At 51.5% G+C, this 23,431-nt stretch carries 27 protein-coding genes and 1 other annotated feature; of the genes, 9 read left to right on the top strand and 18 right to left on the bottom strand.

Annotation, left to right across the window (positions count from 1 at the left end):
* The first annotated feature begins 189 nt into the window (after nt 1-189).
* The 4 genes from RTX30_RS01020 to hemP all read left to right on the top strand — a co-directional run bounded on the left by RTX30_RS01020 (nt 190) and on the right by hemP (nt 2,564).
* The gene (locus tag RTX30_RS01020; RefSeq protein ID WP_312685949.1) at nt 190-1,023 is read left to right on the top strand and encodes a pyruvate, water dikinase regulatory protein; all 834 of its coding nucleotides are present in this window, start codon (nt 190-192) and stop codon (nt 1,021-1,023) included.
* Between the two features lie 11 nt (nt 1,024-1,034).
* Complete coding sequence (locus RTX30_RS01015; protein WP_312685947.1) at nt 1,035-1,184, top strand: hypothetical protein; 150 nt, start codon at nt 1,035-1,037, stop codon at nt 1,182-1,184.
* The gene (gene aroH / locus RTX30_RS01010) at nt 1,177-2,223 is read left to right on the top strand and encodes a 3-deoxy-7-phosphoheptulonate synthase AroH (protein ID WP_312685946.1); all 1,047 of its coding nucleotides are present in this window, start codon (nt 1,177-1,179) and stop codon (nt 2,221-2,223) included. Before RTX30_RS01015 ends, aroH begins: the two co-directional genes overlap by 8 nt.
* Before the next feature lie 149 nt (nt 2,224-2,372).
* The gene (gene hemP / locus RTX30_RS01005) at nt 2,373-2,564 is read left to right on the top strand and encodes a hemin uptake protein HemP (RefSeq protein ID WP_312685945.1); all 192 of its coding nucleotides are present in this window, start codon (nt 2,373-2,375) and stop codon (nt 2,562-2,564) included.
* A gap of 2 nt (nt 2,565-2,566) precedes the next feature.
* On the opposite strand, the gene selO is transcribed toward hemP, so the two are convergent.
* From selO to fumD, 15 genes are all read right to left on the bottom strand, one after another.
* Nucleotides 2,567-4,009, bottom strand: a complete 1,443-nt coding sequence (gene selO / locus RTX30_RS01000) for a protein adenylyltransferase SelO (protein ID WP_312685942.1) — start codon at nt 4,007-4,009, stop codon at nt 2,567-2,569.
* Between the two features lie 61 nt (nt 4,010-4,070).
* Entirely contained in the window at nt 4,071-4,784 is a 714-nt protein-coding gene (locus tag RTX30_RS00995) for an EAL domain-containing protein (protein ID WP_312685940.1), read from the bottom strand.
* A 321-nt stretch (nt 4,785-5,105) separates the two neighbouring features.
* A complete protein-coding gene (locus RTX30_RS00990) occupies nt 5,106-5,570 on the bottom strand; it encodes an NlpC/P60 family protein (protein ID WP_312685937.1) in 465 nt (154 codons plus the stop codon).
* Nucleotides 5,571-5,647: 77 nt separating this feature from the next.
* On the bottom strand, nt 5,648-6,397 hold the full coding sequence (gene btuD, locus RTX30_RS00985; RefSeq protein WP_312685935.1) for a vitamin B12 ABC transporter ATP-binding protein BtuD: 750 nt from the start codon (nt 6,395-6,397) through the stop codon (nt 5,648-5,650).
* A complete protein-coding gene (locus RTX30_RS00980; RefSeq protein WP_312685932.1) occupies nt 6,397-6,948 on the bottom strand; it encodes a glutathione peroxidase in 552 nt (183 codons plus the stop codon). The genes btuD and RTX30_RS00980 overlap by 1 nt, the downstream gene beginning before the upstream one ends.
* Nucleotides 6,949-6,982: 34 nt before the next feature.
* On the bottom strand, nt 6,983-7,963 hold the full coding sequence (gene btuC, locus RTX30_RS00975) for a vitamin B12 ABC transporter permease BtuC (protein WP_312685929.1): 981 nt from the start codon (nt 7,961-7,963) through the stop codon (nt 6,983-6,985).
* A 100-nt stretch (nt 7,964-8,063) separates the two neighbouring features.
* Nucleotides 8,064-8,363, bottom strand: coding sequence for an integration host factor subunit alpha (gene ihfA / locus RTX30_RS00970; protein ID WP_006820203.1), 300 nt, complete (start codon nt 8,361-8,363; stop codon nt 8,064-8,066).
* Between the two features lie 4 nt (nt 8,364-8,367).
* Nucleotides 8,368-10,755: a phenylalanine--tRNA ligase subunit beta gene (gene pheT / locus RTX30_RS00965; RefSeq protein ID WP_312685926.1), complete on the bottom strand. Its 2,388-nt coding sequence runs from the start codon at nt 10,753-10,755 to the stop codon at nt 8,368-8,370.
* 14 nt (nt 10,756-10,769) lie between these two features.
* Entirely contained in the window at nt 10,770-11,753 is a 984-nt protein-coding gene (gene pheS / locus RTX30_RS00960) for a phenylalanine--tRNA ligase subunit alpha (protein WP_312685923.1), read from the bottom strand.
* Between the two features lie 40 nt (nt 11,754-11,793).
* Nucleotides 11,794-11,918, bottom strand: a sequence feature (Phe leader region).
* A complete protein-coding gene (gene pheM, locus RTX30_RS00955) occupies nt 11,869-11,913 on the bottom strand; it encodes a pheST operon leader peptide PheM (protein WP_001386830.1) in 45 nt (14 codons plus the stop codon). Its footprint overlaps the feature before it by 45 nt.
* Before the next feature lie 120 nt (nt 11,919-12,038).
* On the bottom strand, nt 12,039-12,395 hold the full coding sequence (gene rplT / locus RTX30_RS00950; RefSeq protein ID WP_007374646.1) for a 50S ribosomal protein L20: 357 nt from the start codon (nt 12,393-12,395) through the stop codon (nt 12,039-12,041).
* Nucleotides 12,396-12,440: 45 nt separating this feature from the next.
* Nucleotides 12,441-12,638, bottom strand: a complete 198-nt coding sequence (gene rpmI / locus RTX30_RS00945) for a 50S ribosomal protein L35 (protein WP_001124225.1) — start codon at nt 12,636-12,638, stop codon at nt 12,441-12,443.
* 90 nt (nt 12,639-12,728) lie between these two features.
* Nucleotides 12,729-13,271 carry a translation initiation factor IF-3 gene (gene infC, locus RTX30_RS00940; RefSeq protein WP_071532057.1) on the bottom strand — a complete coding sequence of 181 codons (543 nt, stop codon included), beginning with the start codon at nt 13,269-13,271 and terminating at the stop codon, nt 12,729-12,731.
* Between the two features lie 3 nt (nt 13,272-13,274).
* Entirely contained in the window at nt 13,275-15,203 is a 1,929-nt protein-coding gene (thrS, locus tag RTX30_RS00935) for a threonine--tRNA ligase (RefSeq protein ID WP_312685920.1), read from the bottom strand.
* 762 nt (nt 15,204-15,965) lie between these two features.
* Nucleotides 15,966-16,181: a fumarate hydratase FumD gene (fumD, locus tag RTX30_RS00930; protein ID WP_312685915.1), complete on the bottom strand. Its 216-nt coding sequence runs from the start codon at nt 16,179-16,181 to the stop codon at nt 15,966-15,968.
* Nucleotides 16,182-16,540: 359 nt separating this feature from the next.
* Between fumD and RTX30_RS00925 the strand changes: the two genes are divergently transcribed.
* The gene (locus tag RTX30_RS00925; RefSeq protein ID WP_312685912.1) at nt 16,541-17,986 is read left to right on the top strand and encodes a flagellin; all 1,446 of its coding nucleotides are present in this window, start codon (nt 16,541-16,543) and stop codon (nt 17,984-17,986) included.
* A gap of 159 nt (nt 17,987-18,145) precedes the next feature.
* Here RTX30_RS00925 and RTX30_RS00920 read toward each other — a convergent pair whose 3' ends face one another.
* Nucleotides 18,146-18,364, bottom strand: a complete 219-nt coding sequence (locus RTX30_RS00920; protein WP_312685909.1) for a hypothetical protein — start codon at nt 18,362-18,364, stop codon at nt 18,146-18,148.
* A 264-nt stretch (nt 18,365-18,628) separates the two neighbouring features.
* Complete coding sequence (locus tag RTX30_RS00915; RefSeq protein ID WP_312685906.1) at nt 18,629-19,384, bottom strand: YdiY family protein; 756 nt, start codon at nt 19,382-19,384, stop codon at nt 18,629-18,631.
* A 291-nt stretch (nt 19,385-19,675) separates the two neighbouring features.
* On the opposite strand from RTX30_RS00915, the gene pfkB reads away from it, so the two are divergent.
* From pfkB to RTX30_RS00900, 3 genes are all read left to right on the top strand, one after another.
* Nucleotides 19,676-20,608, top strand: coding sequence for a 6-phosphofructokinase II (gene pfkB / locus RTX30_RS00910; RefSeq protein WP_312686796.1), 933 nt, complete (start codon nt 19,676-19,678; stop codon nt 20,606-20,608).
* Between the two features lie 113 nt (nt 20,609-20,721).
* Nucleotides 20,722-21,012 (top strand): type V toxin-antitoxin system endoribonuclease antitoxin GhoS, encoded by a 291-nt coding sequence (gene ghoS / locus RTX30_RS00905; RefSeq protein WP_312685903.1) that lies wholly within the window; start codon nt 20,722-20,724, stop codon nt 21,010-21,012.
* Between the two features lie 105 nt (nt 21,013-21,117).
* Nucleotides 21,118-21,978: a fructosamine kinase family protein gene (locus RTX30_RS00900; RefSeq protein WP_312685900.1), complete on the top strand. Its 861-nt coding sequence runs from the start codon at nt 21,118-21,120 to the stop codon at nt 21,976-21,978.
* A 52-nt stretch (nt 21,979-22,030) separates the two neighbouring features.
* Here the strand turns inward: RTX30_RS00900 and RTX30_RS00895 are convergent, their stop codons facing one another.
* Nucleotides 22,031-22,567: a YniB family protein gene (locus tag RTX30_RS00895; RefSeq protein ID WP_312685897.1), complete on the bottom strand. Its 537-nt coding sequence runs from the start codon at nt 22,565-22,567 to the stop codon at nt 22,031-22,033.
* A 146-nt stretch (nt 22,568-22,713) separates the two neighbouring features.
* Here RTX30_RS00895 and hxpB point away from each other — a divergent pair, with 146 nt between their 5' ends.
* Entirely contained in the window at nt 22,714-23,382 is a 669-nt protein-coding gene (hxpB, locus tag RTX30_RS00890; protein WP_312685894.1) for a hexitol phosphatase HxpB, read from the top strand.
* Nucleotides 23,383-23,431 lie beyond the last annotated feature (49 nt).

Genomic DNA, 23,431 nt, shown 5'->3' with positions numbered 1-23,431 from the left:
CGGCCCTCAGAAAATAATTTCTTTGAGTAAAACCTTATTTTTCATAGTAGATTAAAAAAACTGAACTGCACTTTTCATTAAAAATAAAAACAGCATTTCATTTTTAAAAATGAGAAAAAGGATATACGCAAGATCGGGCTTTTAATTTATGCTTTCATAGAATTACGCATGATATTCAGGATGGGTTAAATGGACAGTTCTGTTGATCGCCACGTGTTTTATATTTCTGATGGAACCGCTATCACAGCCGAGGTATTAGGCCATGCGGTGATGTCGCAATTCCCTGTCGCCGTTAGCAGCATCACGCTGCCCTTTGTCGAAAACGAAAGCCGCGCCAAAGCTGTCAAAGAACAAATAGATGCGCTCTATCAACAGACCGGTAATCGCCCACTGGTTTTTTATTCCATTGTGATCCCGGAAATTCGCAACATTATTTTGCAAAGCGAAGGATTCTGTCAGGACATCGTCCAGGCGCTGGTTGCGCCTTTACAACAAGAATTAAAACTCGATCCCACCCCGATTGCGCACCGCACGCATGGCCTTAATCCTGGGAATTTAACCAAATATGATGCGCGTATTGCGGCAATTGATTACACGCTTGCCCATGATGATGGTATTTCGTTGCGCAACCTTGATCAGGCGCAGGTGATTTTACTCGGCGTTTCCCGCTGCGGTAAAACGCCAACCAGTCTCTATCTGGCAATGCAATTTGGTATTCGCGCGGCAAATTATCCTTTTATTGCCGATGACATGGATAATCTCATTCTTCCCGCTGCGTTGAAGCCACTGCAACATAAATTATTTGGTCTGACCATTAATCCTGAACGTCTCGCCGCCATTCGTGAAGAGCGTCGCGAGAATAGCCGCTACGCATCGCTGCGCCAGTGCCGTATGGAAGTGCAGGAAGTGGAAGCGCTTTACCGCAAAAATAATATTCCGTGCCTTAACAGCACCAATTACTCCGTCGAAGAGATTGCGACCAAAATGCTCGACATTATGGGCCTGAACCGCCGCATGTACTAACAGGCTAGTACATGAGTTCGCGATGCGCTATGATGTGCCGCAACAACGTGATGGGCGTCACGGCTACACTTGAATTAAGCCAGGATTGGTTTAAGGTGTCGCCCATTACTTCCGGTATTTCTGCCGATGAAGCACACATTTTTGAGATCTCTGATGAATAAAACCGATGAACTTCGCACTGCGCGAATTGACAGCCTGGTCACCCCGGCTGAACTTGCGCAGCAATACCCCGTTAGCGCAACGGTGGCGGAGCATGTAACCGACTCCCGCCGCCGGATAGAAAAAATCCTTAATGGCGAAGACCGCCGCCTGCTGGTGGTTATTGGCCCCTGCTCGATCCACGATCTGGACGCGGCGATGGATTATGCCCGTCGTCTGCGCACCTTACGGGAAAAATATCATGCGCATCTGGAAATTGTGATGCGGACCTATTTTGAAAAACCCCGCACCGTGGTGGGCTGGAAAGGGCTGATCTCCGACCCGGATCTGAACGGCAGCTATCGGGTTAACCACGGTATCGCACTGGCACGTCAGTTACTGCTCCAGGTCAATGAGCTGGGCGTACCGACCGCAACCGAGTTCCTGGATATGGTTACCGGCCAGTTTATTGCCGATTTGATCAGCTGGGGTGCTATCGGCGCGCGGACAACAGAAAGCCAAATCCACCGGGAAATGGCTTCTGCGCTCTCCTGCCCGGTCGGTTTCAAAAATGGTACGGATGGTAATACGCGTATTGCCGTCGATGCGATCCGCGCATCGCGTGCCAGCCATATGTTCCTCTCGCCGGATAAAAGCGGGCAAATGACCATTTACCAGACCAGCGGCAATCCTTATGGTCATATCATCATGCGTGGCGGGAAAAAACCGAATTATCATCATGGCGATATCGTCGCAGCCTGCGAGGCGCTGCGTGAATTCGGTCTGCCAGAACATCTGGTGGTGGATTTCAGCCACGGCAATTGTCAGAAACAGCACCGCCGCCAGCTGGATGTATGTGCAGATGTTTGTGCGCAGATCCGTAATGGCTCTACGGCCATTGCTGGCGTAATGGTGGAAAGTTTTCTCCAGGAAGGCACACAAAAAATCGTTCATGGCCAACCACTGGCGTACGGGCAATCCATTACCGACCCTTGCCTGAACTGGCAAGACAGTGAACGGCTGCTGGATGACCTGGCCGCTGCCATCGCCACGCGTTTTTGACCTTCGCCCGCCGTCCGCGGCGGGTACGCCGAATGCATCCGCCTACGTTTTCCTGGGGGAATACCGATATTCTTCCGTCATGCGCTTGCCTCTCACTCTATAATATTGATAATGATTATCATTGTTAACATTGCATTGTTTGAGTGGATATGTCGCATATGGATAGCACGACGCGCCTCCCTGTCAGCTCGCAGGAAAATACAACCTACGTGACCCCGGCCGATCGCCGCATCAACAGCCAGACGCTGCTGGGCGACGAAGGGCGCATTGTCATTGAGCACAAGGGACAAGAGTACTTGCTGCGCCAGACCCATGCCGGGAAACTGATCCTTACTAAGTAAGATTAGCTTGAGCAGCTTACTTCCAGCCGTTTTCCCCAGTCTGGCGGACGACTGACATAATCATCATTACGATCGATGAAAGGCTGGCGCAATGCCTCATGTAACCGTTCCAGTTCCGTCATATCGCCCTGCTCAGCGGCGGCTATCGCGCGTTGTGCCAGCCAGTTTCGCAACACCATAGCCGGGTTAACGCTCAGCATCTGATGCTGGCGCTGTGCATCATCAATATTTTCGGTCTGTAAACGTGCGCGGTAACGCGCAAACCACGCATCAAACGCGGCACGATCGATAAACTCATCACGCAGCGGCGAGCTGGCGCTGAGCTGTTCCGTCACGCTTAGCATGCGGAAAGTCCGGGTATAATCGCTCCCTTCCCGCGCCATCAGTGAAAACAGCGCATCAAGCAGCGCATTGTCCCCTTGTTGCTGGCTAAAGAAACCCAGCTTCGCGCGCAGCAGCACGCCATATTCATCCATCAGAATGTGCTGGTACTCGTCCAGTGCGGCGTTTAACGCTTCAACCGCAATAAATGGTGAAAGCGACTGCGCCAGACGCTGCAAATTCCACAGGGCAACCGCCGGTTGGTTTTCGAAACTGTAGCGCCCCTGATAATCCGAATGGTTACAGATAAAACCTGGCTGATAATCATCGAGAAAACCAAATGGGCCGTAATCGATAGTCAGCCCCAGGATCGACATATTGTCGGTGTTCATTACGCCGTGGGCAAAGCCGACCGCCTGCCATTGGGCTATCAACTTTGCCGTGCGCCGCACCACATCCCGAAACCAGGACACGTAGCGATCGCTGTCTTCCTGCAATGCCGGCCAATGGTGACGGATGACAAAGTCTGCCAGTAGCTGCACCTTTTGCGGTTCACGCCGATAGTAAAAATGCTCGAAGTGACCGAACCGCACATGGCTTTCAGCTATGCGCATGAGCATTGCCCCTTGCTCGCGCGTTTCGCGTATGACGGGAGTATCACTGGTGACAATACTCAGCGCACGCGTTGTGGGAATGCCGAGGCGGTGCATCGCTTCTGAGGCCAGGCTCTCACGGATGGTAGAACGCAACACGGCCCGGCCATCGCCCATCCGTGAATACGGTGTCAGACCTGCACCTTTGAGATGCCAGTCGCGGGTTGAGCCATCTGGCAATTGCTGTTCGCCGAGCAAAATACCACGCCCGTCGCCCAGTTGACCGGCCCATACACCAAATTGATGCCCACTGTAGACTTGCGCCAGCGGCGACATACCGGGCAACAAGGTTTCGCCTCCCCAGACGCCAGCGCCGGACGACGGCTGGAAAAGTGAATCGGGCACGCCCAGCACCTGCGCCAGCGCGGTGTTACGCCAGATAAGACGGGCGTTATGCAACGGCGTTGGAAGCTGTGCGGTATAAAATTGTGGCAGCTCATCGCGCCAGTGTGTTGTAAAAGACAGGGTCATAAATCCTCCTGCCTTTAGTGTAGAGCCTGCAACGGTATTTAAACACGGAGGAAAAGCAAGGCTATGAATGTGCCAGTGAGGTCAGCATCGGTACAGTGACTGCCGGCCACATCGCGCCCTGAATGGCGCTGAAAGGGAATGGCGCAATCCGCTTTAGCGCCAGTTCGTCATCAATGCCGGCAATCATTATCGATCGGCAATAGGGTTCAATTTGAGAAACAATCGCCCTTATAAAGGGTTCAAAAGAGCTTGACGATAATCGTTGATGTACAAAATTTTTATCAAACATCACACCTTTAAACAGGCCATCAAAAATGGCTTTCGTCGATGCGGCGCCAGTACCGAAATTGGCTAACACCAACGGATATTGTTTCGCCAATAGAGACAATATCTGATTTTCGTTCCCCTTATTCAGACAGGGAAAATTCTCATTGATCATTAACTCAAGGAACGGAAATTTATTGACGCTGGCCGCAAGTTGTTCGTCGCTGAGCAGAGCTTCAACAATATGGGGTGAGATATTTATCCAGGCGATTAACTGATGTTGTATAAAAAAGAGCTGGCAGGTTTCCAGCAACGCCAGTTGTTCGGTAAACAGTTCCAGCGTTTCGCTTGCCGTAAGACGTGGGGCAACCAGCTCTGTAGGGGCGCGGACATTGCTGTCTAACCCCACAAAGTTGACGATAATTTCCAGCCCCTGAAGCATCCCGTTACGCTTTTTCGCAGGCAGTAATAAAAGCTCGGAGCGGTATGTGTCATCAAGCGATACGATCATTGCGCCAGTCCCGCATTAAGGGTGATTTCCGGCATACACAGACCCAGATATACATAATTCAAATTTCTTGATTTTAATAGGATTAACGTCATTTTTTTCCGTTTTAAATTCGAATTATCCTTAATCCTTTTTAAACCATCGAGGATAAATGCGAATAATCTGCATACCCGGTTCCAAGTGTACGACCAGATTAATTAATATTATAAATATTAATTAGCGGAAATTTCCTGGAATCAAAAAGGTAAACCCTTAAAAACAAAAGAGGCTGCGCTCTGCGTAGCGCGATGCCTCTTTTATCATGTCGCGAACGACGCTAATGACTCAAATGCGCCGCGCCTGCCAGAAATTTTTACGCCAGTACACGTTATCCAGTGAGGATCGCATCACACCACGACTCGTCGATGCGTGGATAAATGCATTGTCCGTGTCGTAAATTCCTACGTGCAGACCATTTTCACCGGAGCCGGTTTTAAAGAAAACCAGATCGCCGGGCAGTAAATCATCTTTGTCGATACGGGTTCCAATTTCTGCCTGCTGACGCGTTTCACGCGGAAGCTGAAGGGCGAATTTGTCCCGAAAGGTCATCATCACAAAACCGGAACAGTCCACACCTGAGCGGCTCATTCCACCATAGCGATAGGGTGTGCCACTCCATTCGCCAAGCTGATCGTTCAGGTTCGCGATAACGGTAATCGAGTCGGACAACCTCGGGTTAGGTGGCGGCGCGCGATGAGAGCTACATCCTGCAAGGAATAACGCTGCTGCCACGAGAAACCAGATACGCATTCTGGATCAAGCCCCTTTCTTTCTTTTTTCCGGAATAATCTACCGTGGGAATGAGATCCCTGGCAAGTCACGTTTTGTCACGCCAGCGGGAGCAACATCGCATGCCCTTCAATATCCAGCCGGCGAAACGGCATACCATACGCAGTGGCAAGTATTGATGGCATTAATACTTCGTTTGCAGCCCCGGCAGCAACAAGCTTACCGGCTTTGAGTAACCAGGCCTGATGCGCGTGACGCAGGGTATGGTTAAGGTCGTGGCTGCTCATCACCACTGTGATCCCCGCCGCCGCCAGTTCATCAACCAGCTTGTCCAGCGCGGCCTGTTGGGCAACGTCGAGACTGTTCATGGGCTCATCCAGTAAGAGCAGTCGCCCGGAAGGGTTCCCCTGCGGGTGGATTTGCAAAATCACTGCGGCCAGACGCACACGTTGCCATTCACCACCCGAAAGCTGGTTAACGGAACGGTCAAGCTTATCCATCAGCCCCAGCTTGCCGGCGATCTCTGGCACCAGCGTGCTATGCGCATTATCAGACTGATGCAGCGATAAGTAGTGCCAGACCGGCATCGCAAATGGTGGGGGTTGATGCTGGGCAAGATAAGCACGCTGATGCGCAAGCTGCGTCGCTGACCAGCTTGCCAGGGGTTTACCCTCAAAAGAGACGACCCCCTGCCCCTCTGACAACCCGGCAAGCCGGGCCATCAGCGTGCTTTTACCCGCGCCGTTCGGCCCGACTAAATGCAGGATAACAGCGCGCCCCACCTGCGCTGTTATCGGCCCCAGCCTGCCCGCTTCGGCCACATCCCGCAGGTTTAACAGCCCTGACATTATTTTGCCAGCGCGTCTTTAACCGCTTCCACCAGCGCAGGATCGTCCGGAGTCATGTCCGGCGAGAAGCGTTGGATCACCTGGCCATCACGCCCAATCAGGAATTTTTCGAAGTTCCAGAGGATATCGCCCGGCTCTTTTGGCGCCCGTCCTTTGCTTTCCATTCGTTCATAAAAACCGCTCCCCTGAGGCGCTATCGCCTTTGGCGCAGCGGCAATCAGTTTTTTATACAGTGGATGGCGGGCCTCACCGTTGACCTCGATCTTGCTGAACATCGGGAACGTGATGCCATAGGTAGTGCTGCAAAAGGTTTTGATCTCCTCTTCGGAGCCGGGTTCCTGGCCCAGGAACTGATTGCAGGGGAAGCCCAGCACCTTAAACCCTTCTTTACCCAACGTTTGCTGGATCTGCTCCAGTTGCTCATACTGCGGTGTCAGACCACACTTAGATGCCACGTTAACCACCAGCAAAACATCGCCGCGATATGCCTCAAGCGTAGTGCGTTCGCCATTAATGGTCGTTACTTCAGTGTTCAGAATATCCTGTTGCATAGCGTACCTTTTGTTGATGTTATGGATGCCGGATCTAACGCCCGACCCTCAATAATAGCCAGATAAAGACGGGCGCGCCCAGCGTTGCGGTCACGACACCTATCGGAAGTTCTGCAGCGCTTAACGCCAGACGGGCAACCACATCGGCGAGTAACAGCGCAACCGCACCCGCCAGAGCACAAGCAGGCAGTAACGCACGATGGTCTGTCAAACCGCACAAGCGGAGAATATGCGGGATCACCAGACCAATAAATCCTATCGCCCCGGCCAGCGCCACGCTGACACCAACCATCCAGCCGGTAGCGCCCACAAGCAGGTTACGCCACAGCCATAAGGGCAAGCCCAGTTGTCGCGCCGAAACTTCGCCCAGCGCCAAGATATTAAGTGGTGTCGATTGCAGGCTTATCCAGATAATGGCTGGCAACAGCGCCAGCATTAACCAGCTCTGCTGCCAGTCAATGCCACCGAAGCCGCCCATCATCCAGTACATTAACTGCCGTAAATCGAATGATGTCGAGAAGTAAACCGCCCAGGTCATTAATGCCGTACAGATGATCCCTAATGCCACCCCGGCCAGTAACAACCGGCTGGTGGAAAGGTGCCGACGCGCGAAACGCAACAAAATCAGGGTGACAATCAGTGCGCCCGCGATCGCATATACCCCTAATGCCCAGCCTGGCAGCATACCACCGCCGAGCAGCACAGCAGCAATCACCCCAACGCCCGCACCACTGGAAACACCGAGCAAACCGGGCTCCGCCAGCGGGTTTTCAAACAGGGTCTGCATCACGGCACCAGAAAGGGCAAGCGCCGCACCCACCAGCATTACAGCCAGCGTGCGCGGCAGGCGAATTTGCCAGACGAAGAGTTGCCCGTCGGGCGTAAACCAGGCAGACGGCGCAATCCATTGTTCACCCGCGCAGAGACTAAAGAAGAGCGCAAACAGTAAGAGCAGCGATAGTCCGCAAAGCCAGCGGCGATTTTTTTGCTGTTGAAGGTGTGCGTATGCCAGCATGATTTCCGTTTTCGCGGTCAGTCAGGAGACTGATTTTATGATTGATGCGCAGGGCTGAAAAGAAAAAAGGCCGCATAGCGGCCTTTTTAATTAGTTCATATCACTCAGCTTTCGGCGAAGCGTTTTCAACACGGCTCTTTAACTTCTGGCCGGGTCTGAAGGTCACCACGCGCCGGGCTGTAATGGGAATATCTTCGCCCGTTTTGGGGTTACGACCCGGACGTTGATTTTTGTCGCGCAAATCGAAGTTGCCAAAGCCGGAGAGTTTTACCTGTTCACCGTTTTCCAGAGCACGACGGATCTCTTCGAAAAACAGCTCTACCAGCTCTTTTGCGTCCCGTTTGCTAAGCCCAAGCTTATCAAACAGATATTCTGACATTTCAGCTTTTGTAAGCGCCATAGGTTCAATCCCTCAATGATGCCTGGAATCGCTCTTTTAATGCCTCTACACATCTGGCAACGGTAGCGGCAATCTCCTCTTCTTCGAGTGTACGGCTGGTATCCTGAAGGATCAGGCTAATGGCAAGGCTCTTATACCCTTCCGCTACACCCTTACCGCGGTACACGTCAAATAAGTTTACGCCAACTACCTGATTTACGCCAACTTTCTTACATTCGCCCAAAACATCTGCTGCAGGCACATTTTCGGCAACCACAACAGCGATATCACGGCGGTTCGCCGGGAAGCGAGAAATGTCCTGAGCCTGAGGAACCACGCGGTCTGCAAGCGCATTCCACTCCAATTCAAACACCAGTGTACGGCCGTTTAAATCGAGCTTGCGTTCCAGCTCAGGATGGACAACACCAATGAAACCAATACGTTTATCTTTCAGATAAATCGCCGCCGACTGCCCCGGATGTAATGCCGGATTGGTCTCTGCACGGAATTCGATTGCCGATAATTTGCCCGTCAGTTCCAGGACAGACTCAAGATCACCTTTCAGATCGAAGAAATCGACGCTGCCTTTCACCAAATCCCAATGCTCTTCGGAACGGTTGCCACAGATGGCCCCCGCCAGCATGACATCCTGACGAATACCCAGATTTGCCTGCGTATCCGGCACAAAGCGCAGACCGGTTTCGAAAATGCGTACACGGCTCTGCTGGCGGTTCTGGTTATAGACGATGGTACCAAGCAGGCCGGTCCACAATGACAGACGCATCGCAGACATTTCACTGGAGATCGGGCTTGGCAGAATCAGCGCTTCTTCGCCCGGATGGATCAGCTGTTGCAGTTTCGGATCAACGAAACTGTAGGTGATCACTTCCTGGTAGCCTTTGTCGTTCAGCATCGTTTTCACGCGCTTAAGTGACAGGTTCGCCTCACGGTGCTCACCCATAATCAGGCCAGCCTGCACTGGTTCATCCGGAATATTGTTGTAGCCGTAAATACGCGCGACTTCTTCAACCAGGTCTTCTTCGATTTCCATATCGAAACGCCAGCTCGGCGCAACGGCCAGCCACTCATCCTGACCTTCGGTCACTTCACAGCCCAGGCGCGTCAGAATATCGCTCACCTGCTCGTCAGCGATGTGATGACCAATCAAACGATCCAGTTTGCTGCGGCGCAGACGAATAGTGGCACGCTTTGGCAACGTGTCTTCATGGGTCACATCGATAACCGGGCCTGCTTCTCCACCACAAATGTCGAGCAGCAAACGGGTCGCACGTTCCATGGCTTTATACTGCAACTGCGGATCAACACCACGCTCATAACGATGAGACGCGTCCGTGTGCAGACCATGACGGCGTGCACGGCCGGTAATCGACAGCGGGTTGAAGAACGCACACTCCAGCAGGACATTCTGTGTTTCAGCGTTCACGCCGGAATGCTCGCCGCCAAAAATACCGCCCATCGCCAGCGCTTTGCTGTGATCGGCGATCACCAGGGTGTCGGCATTCAGTTTGGCTTCGCTGCCGTCCAGCAGAACCAGGGTTTCACCCTCTTTCGCCATGCGAACGACAATCCCGCCCTCCAGGCGATCGCGGTCGAACGCATGCATCGGCTGACCGAGTTCCAGCAGTACGAAGTTGGTCACATCGACAACAGCATCGATAGAACGAATTCCGCAACGACGCAGTTTCTCTTTCATCCACAACGGCGTAGGGGCTTTAACGTTAATCCCTTTTACGACGCGACCGAGGTAGCGTGGGCAGGCGTCTGCCGCTTCAACCACGATCGGCAATGTATCGGTGATGGTCGCGGTAACCGGTGTAATCTCCGGCACAAGCAGCGGAGACTGGTTCAGTACAGCAACATCACGCGCGACGCCGATAATGCCCAGGCAGTCAGCACGGTTTGGGGTTACGCTGATTTCGATAGTGTTGTCATCGAGTTTCAGGTATTCGCGGATATCGGTACCAATCGGCGCGTCTGCCGGCAATTCAATAATGCCGCTGTGATCGTCAGAAATCCCCAGTTCTGAGAAGGAGCACAGCATGCCTTCTGACGGCTCGCCACGCAATTTTGCGGCTTTGATCTTGAAATCGCCCGGCAGCACTGCGCCAACAGTCGCCACAGCCACTTTCAGACCCAGGCGGCAGTTCGGGGCACCACAGACAATATCCAGCAGGCGATCACCGCCCACATTGACTTTTGTTACGCGCAATTTGTCCGCGTTCGGGTGTTGAGCACACTCCATGACTTCGCCAACTACCACGCCATGAAACGCACCGGCAACCGGCTCAACGCCGTCGACTTCAAGACCCGCCATAGTGATTTGGCCAGACAGCGCTTCACTATCGATGGCCGGGTTTACCCATTCGCGTAACCACAGTTCACTGAATTTCATTGTTTTGCCTGCCTTTATTTAAACTGTTTGAGGAAACGCAAATCGTTTTCGAAGAAAGCGCGCAAATCGGTCACGCCATAACGAAGCATGGTGAGACGCTCCATACCCATTCCAAACGCAAAGCCAGAGTAAACTTCCGGATCAATGCCAACATTACGCAGCACGTTTGGATGAACCATACCGCAGCCTAACACCTCCAGCCATTTCCCGTTTTTACCCATTACGTCGACTTCTGCAGAAGGTTCAGTAAACGGGAAGTAAGACGGCCGGAAGCGGATCTGCAGATCCTCTTCAAAGAAATTACGCAGGAAATCGTGCAGCGTGCCTTTCAGGTTGGTAAAGCTGATATTTTTATCAACAATCAGCCCTTCCATTTGATGGAACATCGGCGTGTGTGTCTGATCGTAGTCGTTACGATAAACACGGCCCGGCGCGATGATACGGATTGGCGGCTGCTGATTTTCCATGGTGCGGATCTGCACGCCGGACGTTTGCGTACGCAGCAGACGGGTGGCATCAAACCAGAAAGTGTCGTGGTCAGCGCGTGCCGGGTGATGGCCCGGAATATTCAGGGCGTCGAAGTTATGATAATCATCTTCGATTTCAGGACCTGTCGCCACGGTAAAGCCGAGCTCACCGAAGAAACTTTCAATACGGTCAATGGTGCGGGTTACCGGATGCAAACCACCATTCTCGATACGGCGTCCAGGCAGGGAAACATCGATAGTTTCAGCCGCGAGGCGCGCGTTCAGTGCCGCGTTTTCAAGGTCGGTTTTACGGGTATTCAGCGCTTGCTGTACCTGCTCTTTAGCTTCGTTGATCACCGCCCCGGCAGCCGGGCGCTCTTCTGGCGGCAGCTCACGCAGGGTGGTCATTTGAAGGGTCAGGTGCCCTTTCTTACCCAAATATTCGACGCGAACATTGTCCAGCGCGGCGACATCCTGGGCATCGTTAATGGCTGCCTTGGCACTGGCAACCAGCTCTGCGAGATGTGACATGGTTTTCCTCGTTATATGACGATATTTACATGCGGCAGATACAAAAAAAGCCTCCACAAGGGAGGCTTTCTGGCGCTGTTTTCCGTTTCTTCTTTCACGCGCAAGCCTCCTGGATTCAGGTGCTAAAGTAAAAAAAGAAGCGGAAAATAGCAGCATTCATGCTTGCGTTACCTTAACCGGGTAAGTGAGCTGTGATGGCTTATTGAAAGCGTATCACGGCAAAATGTCAATGGATTGATAATGTTAAAGCAAAAGAGGGAGCCAGGCTCCCTCTCTTAAACTGGCTTACGCCAGAGCTGCTTTCGCTTTTTCAACCAGGGCAGAGAATGCCACTTTGTCGAATACGGCGATGTCAGCCAGGATCTTACGGTCGATTTCAACAGAGGCTTTTTTCAGGCCGTTGATGAATTTGCTGTAAGAAATACCGTTCTGACGTGCTGCTGCGTTGATACGTGCAATCCACAGTTGACGGAACTGACGCTTTTTCTGACGACGGTCACGATAAGCGTACTGACCAGCTTTGATAACAGCCTGGAAGGCAACACGGTAAACGCGTGAACGCGCGCCGTAGTAACCTTTAGCTTGTTTCAAAATTTTCTTATGACGTGCACGTGCAATCACACCACGTTTTACGCGAGCCATATGCTCTCCTGTATATTCTAATTAAAAAGTTAAAAGGTTAACGACTTATGCGTACGGCAGGCACGCGATTACCAGGCCCAGATCGCCTTTGGAAACCATGGCTTTCGGACGCAGGTGACGTTTACGCTTGGTAGCTTTTTTGGTCAGAATATGACGCAGGTTAGCGTGCTTGTGTTTAAAACCACCTTTACCGGTTTTTTTAAAACGCTTAGCAGCACCGCGTACGGTCTTGATTTTTGGCATTTTTTAACTTCCACTTCGCATTGTTAATAAACGAAACATAGGCGAACTAAACCCTGAGCTTGCGGCCCAAGGTTTAGTTACTTGATGGCCTTACTGTTTCTTCTTAGGAGCAAGCACCATAATCATCTGGCGGCCTTCGATCTTCGTAGGGAAGGATTCGACTACTGCCAGTTCATTCAGATCGTCTTTCACGCGATTAAGCACTTCCATACCGATCTGTTGGTGGGCCATCTCACGACCGCGGAAACGCAGTGTGATCTTGGCCTTATCGCCCTCTTCGAGAAAGCGAATCAGGCTGCGGAGTTTTACCTGATAGTCGCCTTCATCTGTACCAGGTCGGAATTTAATTTCCTTAACCTGAATAACTTTTTGCTTCTTCTTCTGTTCCTTAGAAGATTTGCTTTTTTCATAGAGGAACTTGCCGTAATCCATTATACGGCAAACGGGCGGCTCGGCGTTAGGGCTGATTTCAACTAAATCTACCCCGGCTTCTTCAGCTTTTTCCAGAGCTTCTCTCAGACTCACAATACCAAGCTGCTCGCCTTCCAGACCTGTTAAGCGAACTTCCAGGGCGCGAATCTCGCCATTGATACGATTAGGACGCGCCGTTTGAACTCGTTTTCCGCCTTTAATACTTTATTCCTCCAGTTGTTGAAGACTGCGGCTGCGAATCTCTTGTTGCAGCTTCTCGATAACTTCATTTACGTCAAGGCTACCCAGGTCTTTACCACGACGGGTACGCACAGCAACTTTGCCGGCCTCAACCTCTTTGTCCCCACAAACCAGCATATAAGGGACACGACGTAAAGTGTGCTCGCGGATTTTAAAGCCTATCTTCTCGTTTCTCAAGTCTGCTTTTACGCGAATGCCCGCATTTTGCAGTTTCCGGGTCAATTCATTAACGTAATCAGCCTGGGAATCGGTGATATTCATCACGACAACTTGCACCGGTGCAAGCCATGTCGGGAAGAAACCTGCGAATTCTTCAGTCAGGATGCCGATAAAGCGCTCCAGTGAACCAAGAATTGCGCGGTGGATCATCACCGGCACCTGACGCTCGTTGTTTTCGCCTACATAAGAGGCACTCAGACGAGACGGCAGAGAGAAGTCCAGCTGTACAGTACCGCACTGCCATGCACGATCGAGGCAGTCATACAGTGTAAATTCAATTTTCGGGCCGTAGAAAGCACCTTCACCCAGTTGGAATTCGAACGGGATGTTGTTTTCTTCCAGCGCAACGGCCAGATCTGCTTCCGCACGGTCCCACATTTCGTCACTACCAATGCGTTTTTCAGGACGCGTTGACAGTTTGACGACGATTTTCTCAAAACCAAAAGTGCTGTACATATCATAGACTAAACGGATACAGGCGTTCACTTCATCGCGAACCTGCTCTTCCGTACAGAAGATATGAGCATCATCTTGCGTAAACCCACGTACGCGCATCAGACCATGCAGCGCGCCCGATGGTTCATTACGGTGGCAACTGCCGAACTCTGCCATACGCAGCGGCAAATCACGATAGGATTTCAGCCCCTGGTTGAAGATCTGCACATGACCCGGGCAGTTCATCGGCTTAATGCAGTATTCACGGTTCTCAGAAGAGGTAGTGAACATCGCATCTTTATAGTTGTCCCAATGGCCTGTTTTTTCCCACAGGACACGGTCCATCATGAAGGGACCTTTTACTTCCTGGTACTGGTACTCTTTCAGTTTGGAACGTACAAACGTTTCCAGTTCGCGGAAAATCGTCCAGCCATCGTTATGCCAGAACACCATACCCGGCGCTTCTTCCTGCATATGATACAGGTCGAGCTGTTTACCGATTTTACGGTGATCGCGTTTCGCTGCTTCTTCCAGACGCTGCAGGTACGCATTCAGCGCTTTTTTATCTGCCCATGCAGTACCGTAAATACGCTGCAACATTTTATTGTTGCTGTCACCGCGCCAGTAAGCGCCCGCAATTTTCATCAGTTTAAAATGATGGCAAAAACGCATATTCGGCACGTGCGGACCGCGGCACATGTCGATATATTCCTGGTGATGATACAAGCCCGGCTTGTCATCATGCGCGATGTTTTCATCAAGAATAGAGACCTTGTAGGTTTCACCGCGTTTGACAAACGTCTCACGGGCTTCATGCCAGCTCACTTTTTTCTTAATGACGTCGTAGTTGCTTTCGGCGAGCTCATGCATACGTTTTTCGAGCGCGTCGATATCTTCCTGGGTCAACGTATGGTCAAGATCGATGTCGTAATAGAAACCGTTATCGATGACCGGACCAATCGCCATTTTGGTGTTTGGCCAAAGTTGCTTAATAGCGTGGCCTAACAGGTGCGCGCAGGAGTGACGGATAATTTCCAGGCCTTCATCATCTTTGGCGGTGATGATAGCAAGGTTGGCGTCGCTGTTGATGACATCAGAGGCATCAACCAGTTCGCCATTAACGCGGCCAGCGATACAGGCTTTCGCCAGTCCGGGACCGATATCCAGTGCAACATCCATGGGGCTTACAGCGTGGTCGTAATGGCGTTGGCTGCCATCAGGAAGAGTAATTACAGGCATTTCATTTCCTTATTTGCAGTGGTGCCCCACACGAAAGAGCACATACAAAACTAAACAATGTATTTATATCAGCAAGTTAAAGATGTTTCTTTGCTTCACTCTGCAAAGTCTGTACAACAGCATTCGGGATGTACCCACCCCCACCGGCTGATAACGCCCCCCAATAGTACACGCCATTGGCTTCACATAAAAGTATGAAAAAAATCGTTATACTGCGCGGCGGATGTCGACATTACGGTACTTCCTACCTCACAGGGCACCCGGGGACACCGCATTAATAAAGAAAGCGTCAGCCAAATTAACTCCCCCCCGCTTACTGCACTAAGGTTTGTCGTGTGGACGCCCCTGTTGAAGTGAGTTTTTTCTATTTTGTTTCACCGGGGTGATTACATATTTACAACAATGGGCGTTCCAGGCGAAATTACTTTGTATTGCCTTTTCATTTTGGTAAGCAGAATGAAAAGGTATTTTAAAAATACTAATGCCATCTGACGTTTATCATGTTTTAAGACGCTATTTTGTCCTGTTGCACTGCTTCAGGTTCGAATAGCATTCATCAACGCCTAACCAACTGATAATGAATGGAAATAATCTATCCACTTCTGGTTATCGCGCTGGTCGCGATTATTGTGTTCTCGTTTTATAAGCACTACAGCATGAAGTCGTCCAGGAACCTGCCAGGCCGTCATAAAAAACGGCACTAATAAGGATCCACCTGCTCAAAAAGGCACGCGTTATGCGTGCCTTTTTCTGTTACTCACCTCAGGCTTCGTAACCTAAGGCGCGAATGACTTCCTCCATCGCATCATGCGTCAGGGGAGAGCGTTTTATGCGGGGGTTTGCCAGCATCGTTCTGACCACACCAGCAATAACAATGTGTTTCGGCTCTTGCCCAAGGTCGCGCATTTCCAGCACCACTTTTCCAACCACCCGGCACATCTCCTCATATAACTCGTTATCTGTTGCCTTTCCCATCATGCCTCCGGTTGCGTGGTGTTACCTAAGAATTTGCGTTAAGCTAACCATATCTAATAAAGAAACATCGCCAGGTGCATCCTGTGCGTTGCAACATTATTAGAGATGTTCTTTGTAACGAATAACTTTTATTGCCCTTCCGATGCGTGCGGATTTCACCCGGAAGGGAGCTTTTTACCGGAGAGGCTTACGATGTGGCAAGTTTTCTCTCCTTCTGCCCTGGCCTGATGCCCCTTTCCCACCGACACCGCTTCGCTCAGACATTTGCACAAAGTTAAATTTTTCCGCCAATTTGGGTTAAAGATCACCCTGCCGCCTGCCGATGATTGAAACATTAGCGGTCTGAATGAATCAATACAGCAATGCCATCGATCAATTACGACAACATGACCGGTCTGAACCTGACGCTCAGGGCGGCGACCGCTTCGACGCTGGAGGAATCTATTCAGCGTCTGTCGTCGGGGTTACGGATCAATAGCGCGAAGGATGACGCAGCAGGTCAGGCCATTGCCAACCGCATGCGCGCAAATGTCAACGCGGATACTGTCGTATCCCGCGGACTGGATGACGCTATCAGTATGGCGCAAACCGCTGATGGCGGGCTGAACACCATCAGTGAATTACTGATCCGCGCCAAAAGTCTGGCGATCCAGTCAGGTAATAGCACCCTTTCCGCCAGCGATCATCAGAGCATTGATAACGAATATCAAAGTATTCTTAAGAGTATTCAGGCCATTTCGGAAGGCACTGAGATTTTTGGCCGCTATCCACTGGCTACCGACAGCCCTGAATTGCCTCCTGAGCTGATAGGCAATGTCCCGCCGCTCAGCGTTAAGTTTCCGGCGCAGGGCACCAACTATACATTCAGTTCTGGCATTGTCTCGCTGGCGTATATCCCTGCCGGCGCCACAAACATTACGCTAACCATGGATTCGCTGGGCCTGGATGATGACATCCAGTTGTTTACTCGCGACGGTAAACATCTGGCCGGTACACCGCTCACGGGCAGCGATCCGGACTATACATGGAAAAGCCGCGGCATAACGGATTCGACCAAAGCCACGTCAAAAGTACTGACGGCGGCCAATGGTTTTCAAAGCGGCGCCACTTACGATGATTCGCAATTAATTGAGGGGGGGGCATCCTGGGCGCTGAACGGCAGCGCTACCCTTAATTATAACGGCATGACCATTCGCTACAGTGGCGACGGCGATCGCTATGAAACGGGCCGGGCCTTTAATGACGGCAGCAATGGAACGAACCGTCTGGAACGTTTAAAAATCGATAAGGCCAGCGAAGATCTGATCGTGATGGTGCTGGGTAGCGGTTCGTTTACCAGTAACCTGACCTGGGGCGATTTGCCCACGCCAACTATCACACCGACCACGCCGCCGAAACAGAGTCGTCCGTGGGAAGTGGTCACCAGCGCCAATTACGGCGACGACGTAAAAGCTGTCACGCTGGCAACCACCCCCTCGGATCTGAAATCGTTAGGGCTGGCGCAGACGGATTTACGATCAACGGGCACCGCCAGTGTGGCGATGGGGCTGCTGGATAAGGCGCTGGATAAAATCAGTGGCTATCGCGCGCAGTATGGCGCGTCGATCAATCGTTTTGAGTCGAATAAATCCGTTCTGGCACAACAAGGCATTGCAACGCAAGCGGCGCAAAGTCGTATTCAGGATGCGGACTATGCGTTAGAGGCAAGTAAAATGGCAAAAGCGCAAATATTGCAACAAGGTCAGGATGCGGTACTGAAAGTCGCCAACCAGTCGGCGCAAAATATTCTTGCCCTGCTACGCAGTTAAATCTTAAAAGCTATTTAAAAGAAGCAATAAATAATTACTTTCAGTTTTTGTCAAAATTGCTAACGATTTATTTTACAGTTGCCCAATCTTTCGCGTAAATACAAAAACCGGTACGACACAATCCGGTTTTTTAAGAAAAGGAAGGAACGGAAGAGATAATTAGTTCCACTCACCAGCAACCAGTGTGTGAGCATCAAATGCGGCATCGTTGTTACCGTGCGTAGACTGAGCAACGGTAACCATGTTAGAGCCCGCCTCGATATTAGTGATGTTTGAGCTGTTCTGGCTGGCAGGTGCATTAACGGTATCAGCAGCGAAGACACCAAATGAGAGTGCAGAAAGCACTACAACTGCTGCAGTAGTTTTGATTTTTTTCATGATTTCATTCTCTAATTTAAATAACACAGATGACTGTCTGGGTGATTAATTACCCGTGCTCATAGTGTAGATCTGGATCACACTTTTGCACAGTCAATTTATTTATCCATTCGTGTCAAATAAACTGAATATGTTTCACAACAATTAATTATGGAGAAATTAAGGAGGGTATGAATATACTTAAATGAAATTTATCAAAGGCCGAAGAAAATAGCACAAATTAACAAATAAAGATAATGGGCCGGGTATTTCCGGCCCACTTAATTACATTTTATAGCCTAACGTTACCGTCGTTCTGCGATCGGTGTGTTCCGGCGCGGTGGATGGCGGCTCGGAGTTCCAGGTCAGGTTATACGCCACTTTCAGCGCGAAATGCGCGTTGATAGCGACATTCAGCGCCGTCTCGGAGTTCACAGTAGTGTCGTCCGCACCAAAGACGGAAACGCCCTGCGTGAATTTCGTATTGTCACTGATCTGCCATGCATAGGTGCCAGAAGCGTACCCCAGCGCAGTGGTTTTCGTGTCGCCATCGGTGTACTTATCATGACGCAAACCAGGACCGAATTCAAAACGCAGGCTATGCACCGGACCGTTCAGGATCTGACGACCATAACCTGCCGTCAACACGTCGCGATCGCGATAACCGTTATAGCGGTCCGTCAACCAGCTCGCCTGGCCAAACAGGTAATCATAATCCGTCAGGTTGTAACGGCTACGGCCACCAATAGCATATTTCTCAGACGAACGTTCATCGTTTGATGAGGTGTTACTGGCATTGCCCCACAAAGACCATGCCGTTCTGCTACCGTACCAGGTCAGCGTGGAGTCGGCAGTCAAAGAAGAACTCTTTGTGTTGCCGGACTGGGCGAGATAGCCACCATTCACGCTACCTTCGAACGGTTTCTTCGCAGTTGAAGGATCATCCATGACAGTAAAAACGGTATCATCTGCGGCAGCATTCATCGACGCAAGCACGCCCGCAGCGATAAGCAATGCGGGTACTGTCTTAAAAAGCTTCATTTATTAAGAGTCCGTACAGCAAAAAAAGAGACCAACACGGTCCCGGAATCTTTCATGAGGATCAATGACCAACGGTCCTAAGAAAGGTAACAAATTATAAAAAGCCCCGTTAAACATATCAATGAAATCTTATTTGATTTTTTGAATAAGAGAGATCTCAAAAAGGGGTATTTGGTTATTAATCGCTTTTATGCCTTAACTCAATTTCATGCTGAAAATCATACTGTTATTCCTTTCCCTTCCGGGTAATCGGTGCCAGGCTTAGGGCAACCGGATAAAAAGGAGATCATGATGGTTTCTGTTTATACCCTGACGCTCGCGCCCTCTCTGGATAGCGCGACGCTAACACCACACATCTACCCTGAAGGTAAACTGCGTTGCAGCACACCAGTATTTGAACCCGGCGGCGGCGGCATCAACGTGGCCCGGGCGATTGCGCACCTGGGCGGCAAAGCAACAGCCCTCTTTCCTGCGGGCGGAGCGACCGGTGAACACCTGGTCAATTTACTGGCGGACGAACGCGTGCCGACTATCGCGGTGGCGGCCAAAGACTGGACGCGGCAAAACTTGCACGTACATATCGAGTCAAGCGGCGAACAGTACCGCTTTGTTATGCCGGGGGCCGCGCTCAGCGATGATGAGTTTCGCCAGTTGGAAGAAAAAGTCCTCGCCATTGAAACCGGCGCAATATTGGTGATCAGCGGCAGTCTGCCGCCAGGCATCAAAGTAGATAACCTGACACAGCTTATCAAAGCGGCGCAGCAGCAGGGCATCCGATGCATCGTGGACAGCTCCGGAGAGGCGCTCACCGCCGCGTTATCGATCGGCAATATTGAACTGGTAAAACCCAATCAGAAAGAGTTGAGCGCACTGGTCGGGCGGGAACTGACGCAACCGGATGATGTTCGCCTTGCGGCACAGGAGATTGTCCGCAGCGGTAAAGCGTTGCGGGTGGTGGTATCTTTGGGACCGCAAGGCGCACTGGGCGTTGATGCGGAAGACTGTGTGCAGGTTGTGCCACCCCCAATGAAAAGCCAAAGTACGGTAGGGGCAGGAGACAGCATGGTCGGCGCGATGACGCTCAAGCTCGCACAGAATGCCCCGCTTGCCGATATGGTGCGTTTTGGCGTTGCTGCCGGGAGCGCGGCCACTATTAACCAGGGCACGCGGTTATGCGCCCTGCAAGACACGCAGAAAATTTACGACTATCTGCGTAAAGTCTGAAAAAGCCGCGCTTCGCTGGGCGGGCGGGCGCGCATCAAAGCGATCAGGGTAGTCGACAAATTTTCCTTGCCGACTATGCTAAAAAAACTTTCAGGATTACAACGAGGTGAAATATGGGCAGTGACAGCATCACGCGCTACGTCGTAACGGTCACCTTTCATGAACGAACCCTGACCGAAATCAATGAACTGAATAACCACTTTACACGCGCGGGTTTTCTCCTCACCATGACCGATGAACAAGGCAACGTGCACGATCTCGGCACTAACACCTTCGGTTTTATCAGCGCGCTCAGCGAGCAAGATGTCCACGCGCTGGCGAGTGGACTGGCGGAAAGCGCGATCGACGAAGAGGCTGACATTACCGTTAGCACCTGGGACACCTGGCAACAGCAAGATCATTAAGAACGCTGTTGTGCCCTTCGTTGCTCAGTTGTGCGTTATATCCTGTTTTTTGAAAGCTTTAGTGCGCTAACCTTATGATCTGGCTGATTACATGGGAGAGACATCATGTGGCAAGCGATAAGCCGTCTGTTAAGCGAGCAACTGGGCGAAGGCGAGATTGAGCAGCGTGAGGAGCTGCCAGGCGGCGAAATCCACGCTGCATGGCGCGTGCGTTATGCGGGCCGCGATCTCTTCGTGAAATGCGATGAACGTGAACTGTTACCCATCTTTACCGCCGAAGCCGATCAATTAGCGCTGCTGGCACGGAGCAACACGGTCAAAGTACCCGCAGTATGGGCGCTCGGCAGCGACCGTGATTACAGCTTTTTAGTGATGGAATATCTCCCAGCCCGCCCGCTGGATGCACACAGCGCCTTTCTGCTCGGCCAGCAGCTTGCGCACTTGCATCAGTGGAGCGATCAGCCGCAGTTCGGCCTTGATTTTGATAACGACTTATCCACTACCCCACAACCCAACGCCTGGCAGCGACGCTGGTCTACCTTTTTCGCCGAACAGCGCATTGGCTGGCAACTGGAACTGGCGGCAGAAAAAGGCCTGGAGTTCGGCAACATCGATGCCATTGTGGAACATGTTCAGCAGCGTTTATCGTCGCACCAGCCGCAGGCTTCGCTGCTTCACGGCGACTTATGGTCGGCCAACTGCGCCCTCGGACCGGACGGACCTTACATTTATGATCCGGCATGTTACTGGGGCGATCGTGAATGTGATCTGGCGATGCTGCCGCTTCATCCGGATCAGCCGCCGCAAATCTACGATGGCTACCAGTCAGTCTCTCCGCTCCCGAATGATTTCCTCGATCGCCAGCCTGTCTACCAGCTCTATACCTTGTTCAACCGCGCGATCCTTTTCGGCGGCGAACACCTGGTGAATGCCCAAAAAGCCCTCGAACGCGTGTTAGCCGTGTAGGATATTTTTCTGCATCGGGCCCGGACAGATGCTGCTACCGGGCCCTTTCACGTTATAAAAACCCCAGCAGCGTAAAGAAGAAGTAGCCTGCGACAATGATCAGCACCGGCAACACATACAGCGGGAAAATCTGGCGGAAAATGGAGTGATTTGGCACCACGATCCTTGCTTCAAGCTGCGCGCGCGATAGACCTTCATCGCCTTTGGCCTTTTCCAGAATGGCCTGATCTTCCACCCCTTCACGCAGGAAACGCACTTGCCGGCTCATCCGCGCGCCTGAAGCCTGCAACGCCAGAGCCACAAAGATCAGCGCAAAGATAATCCAAAACATGATGTTCAGGCTTTGGTGAAAATCCGGCGTTGGCGAGTTGTACCAAAACAGGTTCAGAAACGGCGTATTGAAGCGCATCATTTCGATCATTACATGAGCGAAATCCAGCATCACCGCGTTGATACCGGGCTGCTTGTCGCTGTGGTCGTACATAAATTTCAGAATGGAAATAATGGTCGAAATAATGGCCGGAATAAAAATCACCCAACCCAGAACGCGTTTCAGCACGGCTATGCGTCCAGCTTGTTGATACGTCATGGCTTCCCCTTGGTTGTGACGCACGGTTTGCGCCTAAGTCTACCTGCAGAGAATCATTTTCGCCTGATCTTTAAAGGCGGTATGATGCCCTTTCGCTCATAATCCGAACTTTCTTCCCGACACGAGCCGCTAAAAAGAGAGGTGTTATGTCTGCCCCGCAACAAATTCTTGCTGCCATTTTTGATATGGATGGATTACTTATCGACTCAGAGCCACTCTGGGATCGCGCTGAACTGGACGTCATCGCAGGACTTGGGGTCGATATCACACGACGCAATGAACTGCCGGATACCCTCGGATTGCGCATCGATATGGTGGTTGAACTCTGGTATGCGCAGCAACCCTGGAACGGTCCTGGTCGTCAGGAGGTCACCGATCGGATCATACAGCGCGCGATTTCGCTGGTTGAACAAGAACGCCCGCTGCTCGCAGGTGCCCGCGAGGCTGTCGCACTGTGCAAAGCCAACGGTTTGAAAGTGGGTCTGGCCTCCGCCTCGCCACTGCGTATGCTGGAAAAAGTACTCGCCATGTTTGACCTGCGCGACAACTTCGATGCGCTGGCTTCGGCTGAAGCGCTCCCCTACAGCAAACCCCACCCGCAGGTCTACCTTGATTGCGCTGCGAAACTTGGCGTTGAACCGCTCTGCTGCGTGGCGCTGGAAGATTCTGTCAATGGCATGATCGCCAGCAAAGCGGCCCGCATGCGTTCCATCGTTGTGCCGGATGCCGAACATCGTGCCGATCCGCGTTATGTTCTGGCGAACGTCAAACTTGATTCTCTTCAACAACTGACGCTATCCCATTTATTGGGCTAAGTTACCGGGGTGGCATTTTGTCGCCCCGCTCAAAATAATTGAAACATCA

This window comes from Kosakonia sp., assembly GCF_032052965.1.
Taxonomy (GTDB): Bacteria; Pseudomonadota; Gammaproteobacteria; order Enterobacterales; family Enterobacteriaceae; genus Kosakonia.
This window is presented reverse-complemented; position numbering and strand designations above follow the sequence as displayed.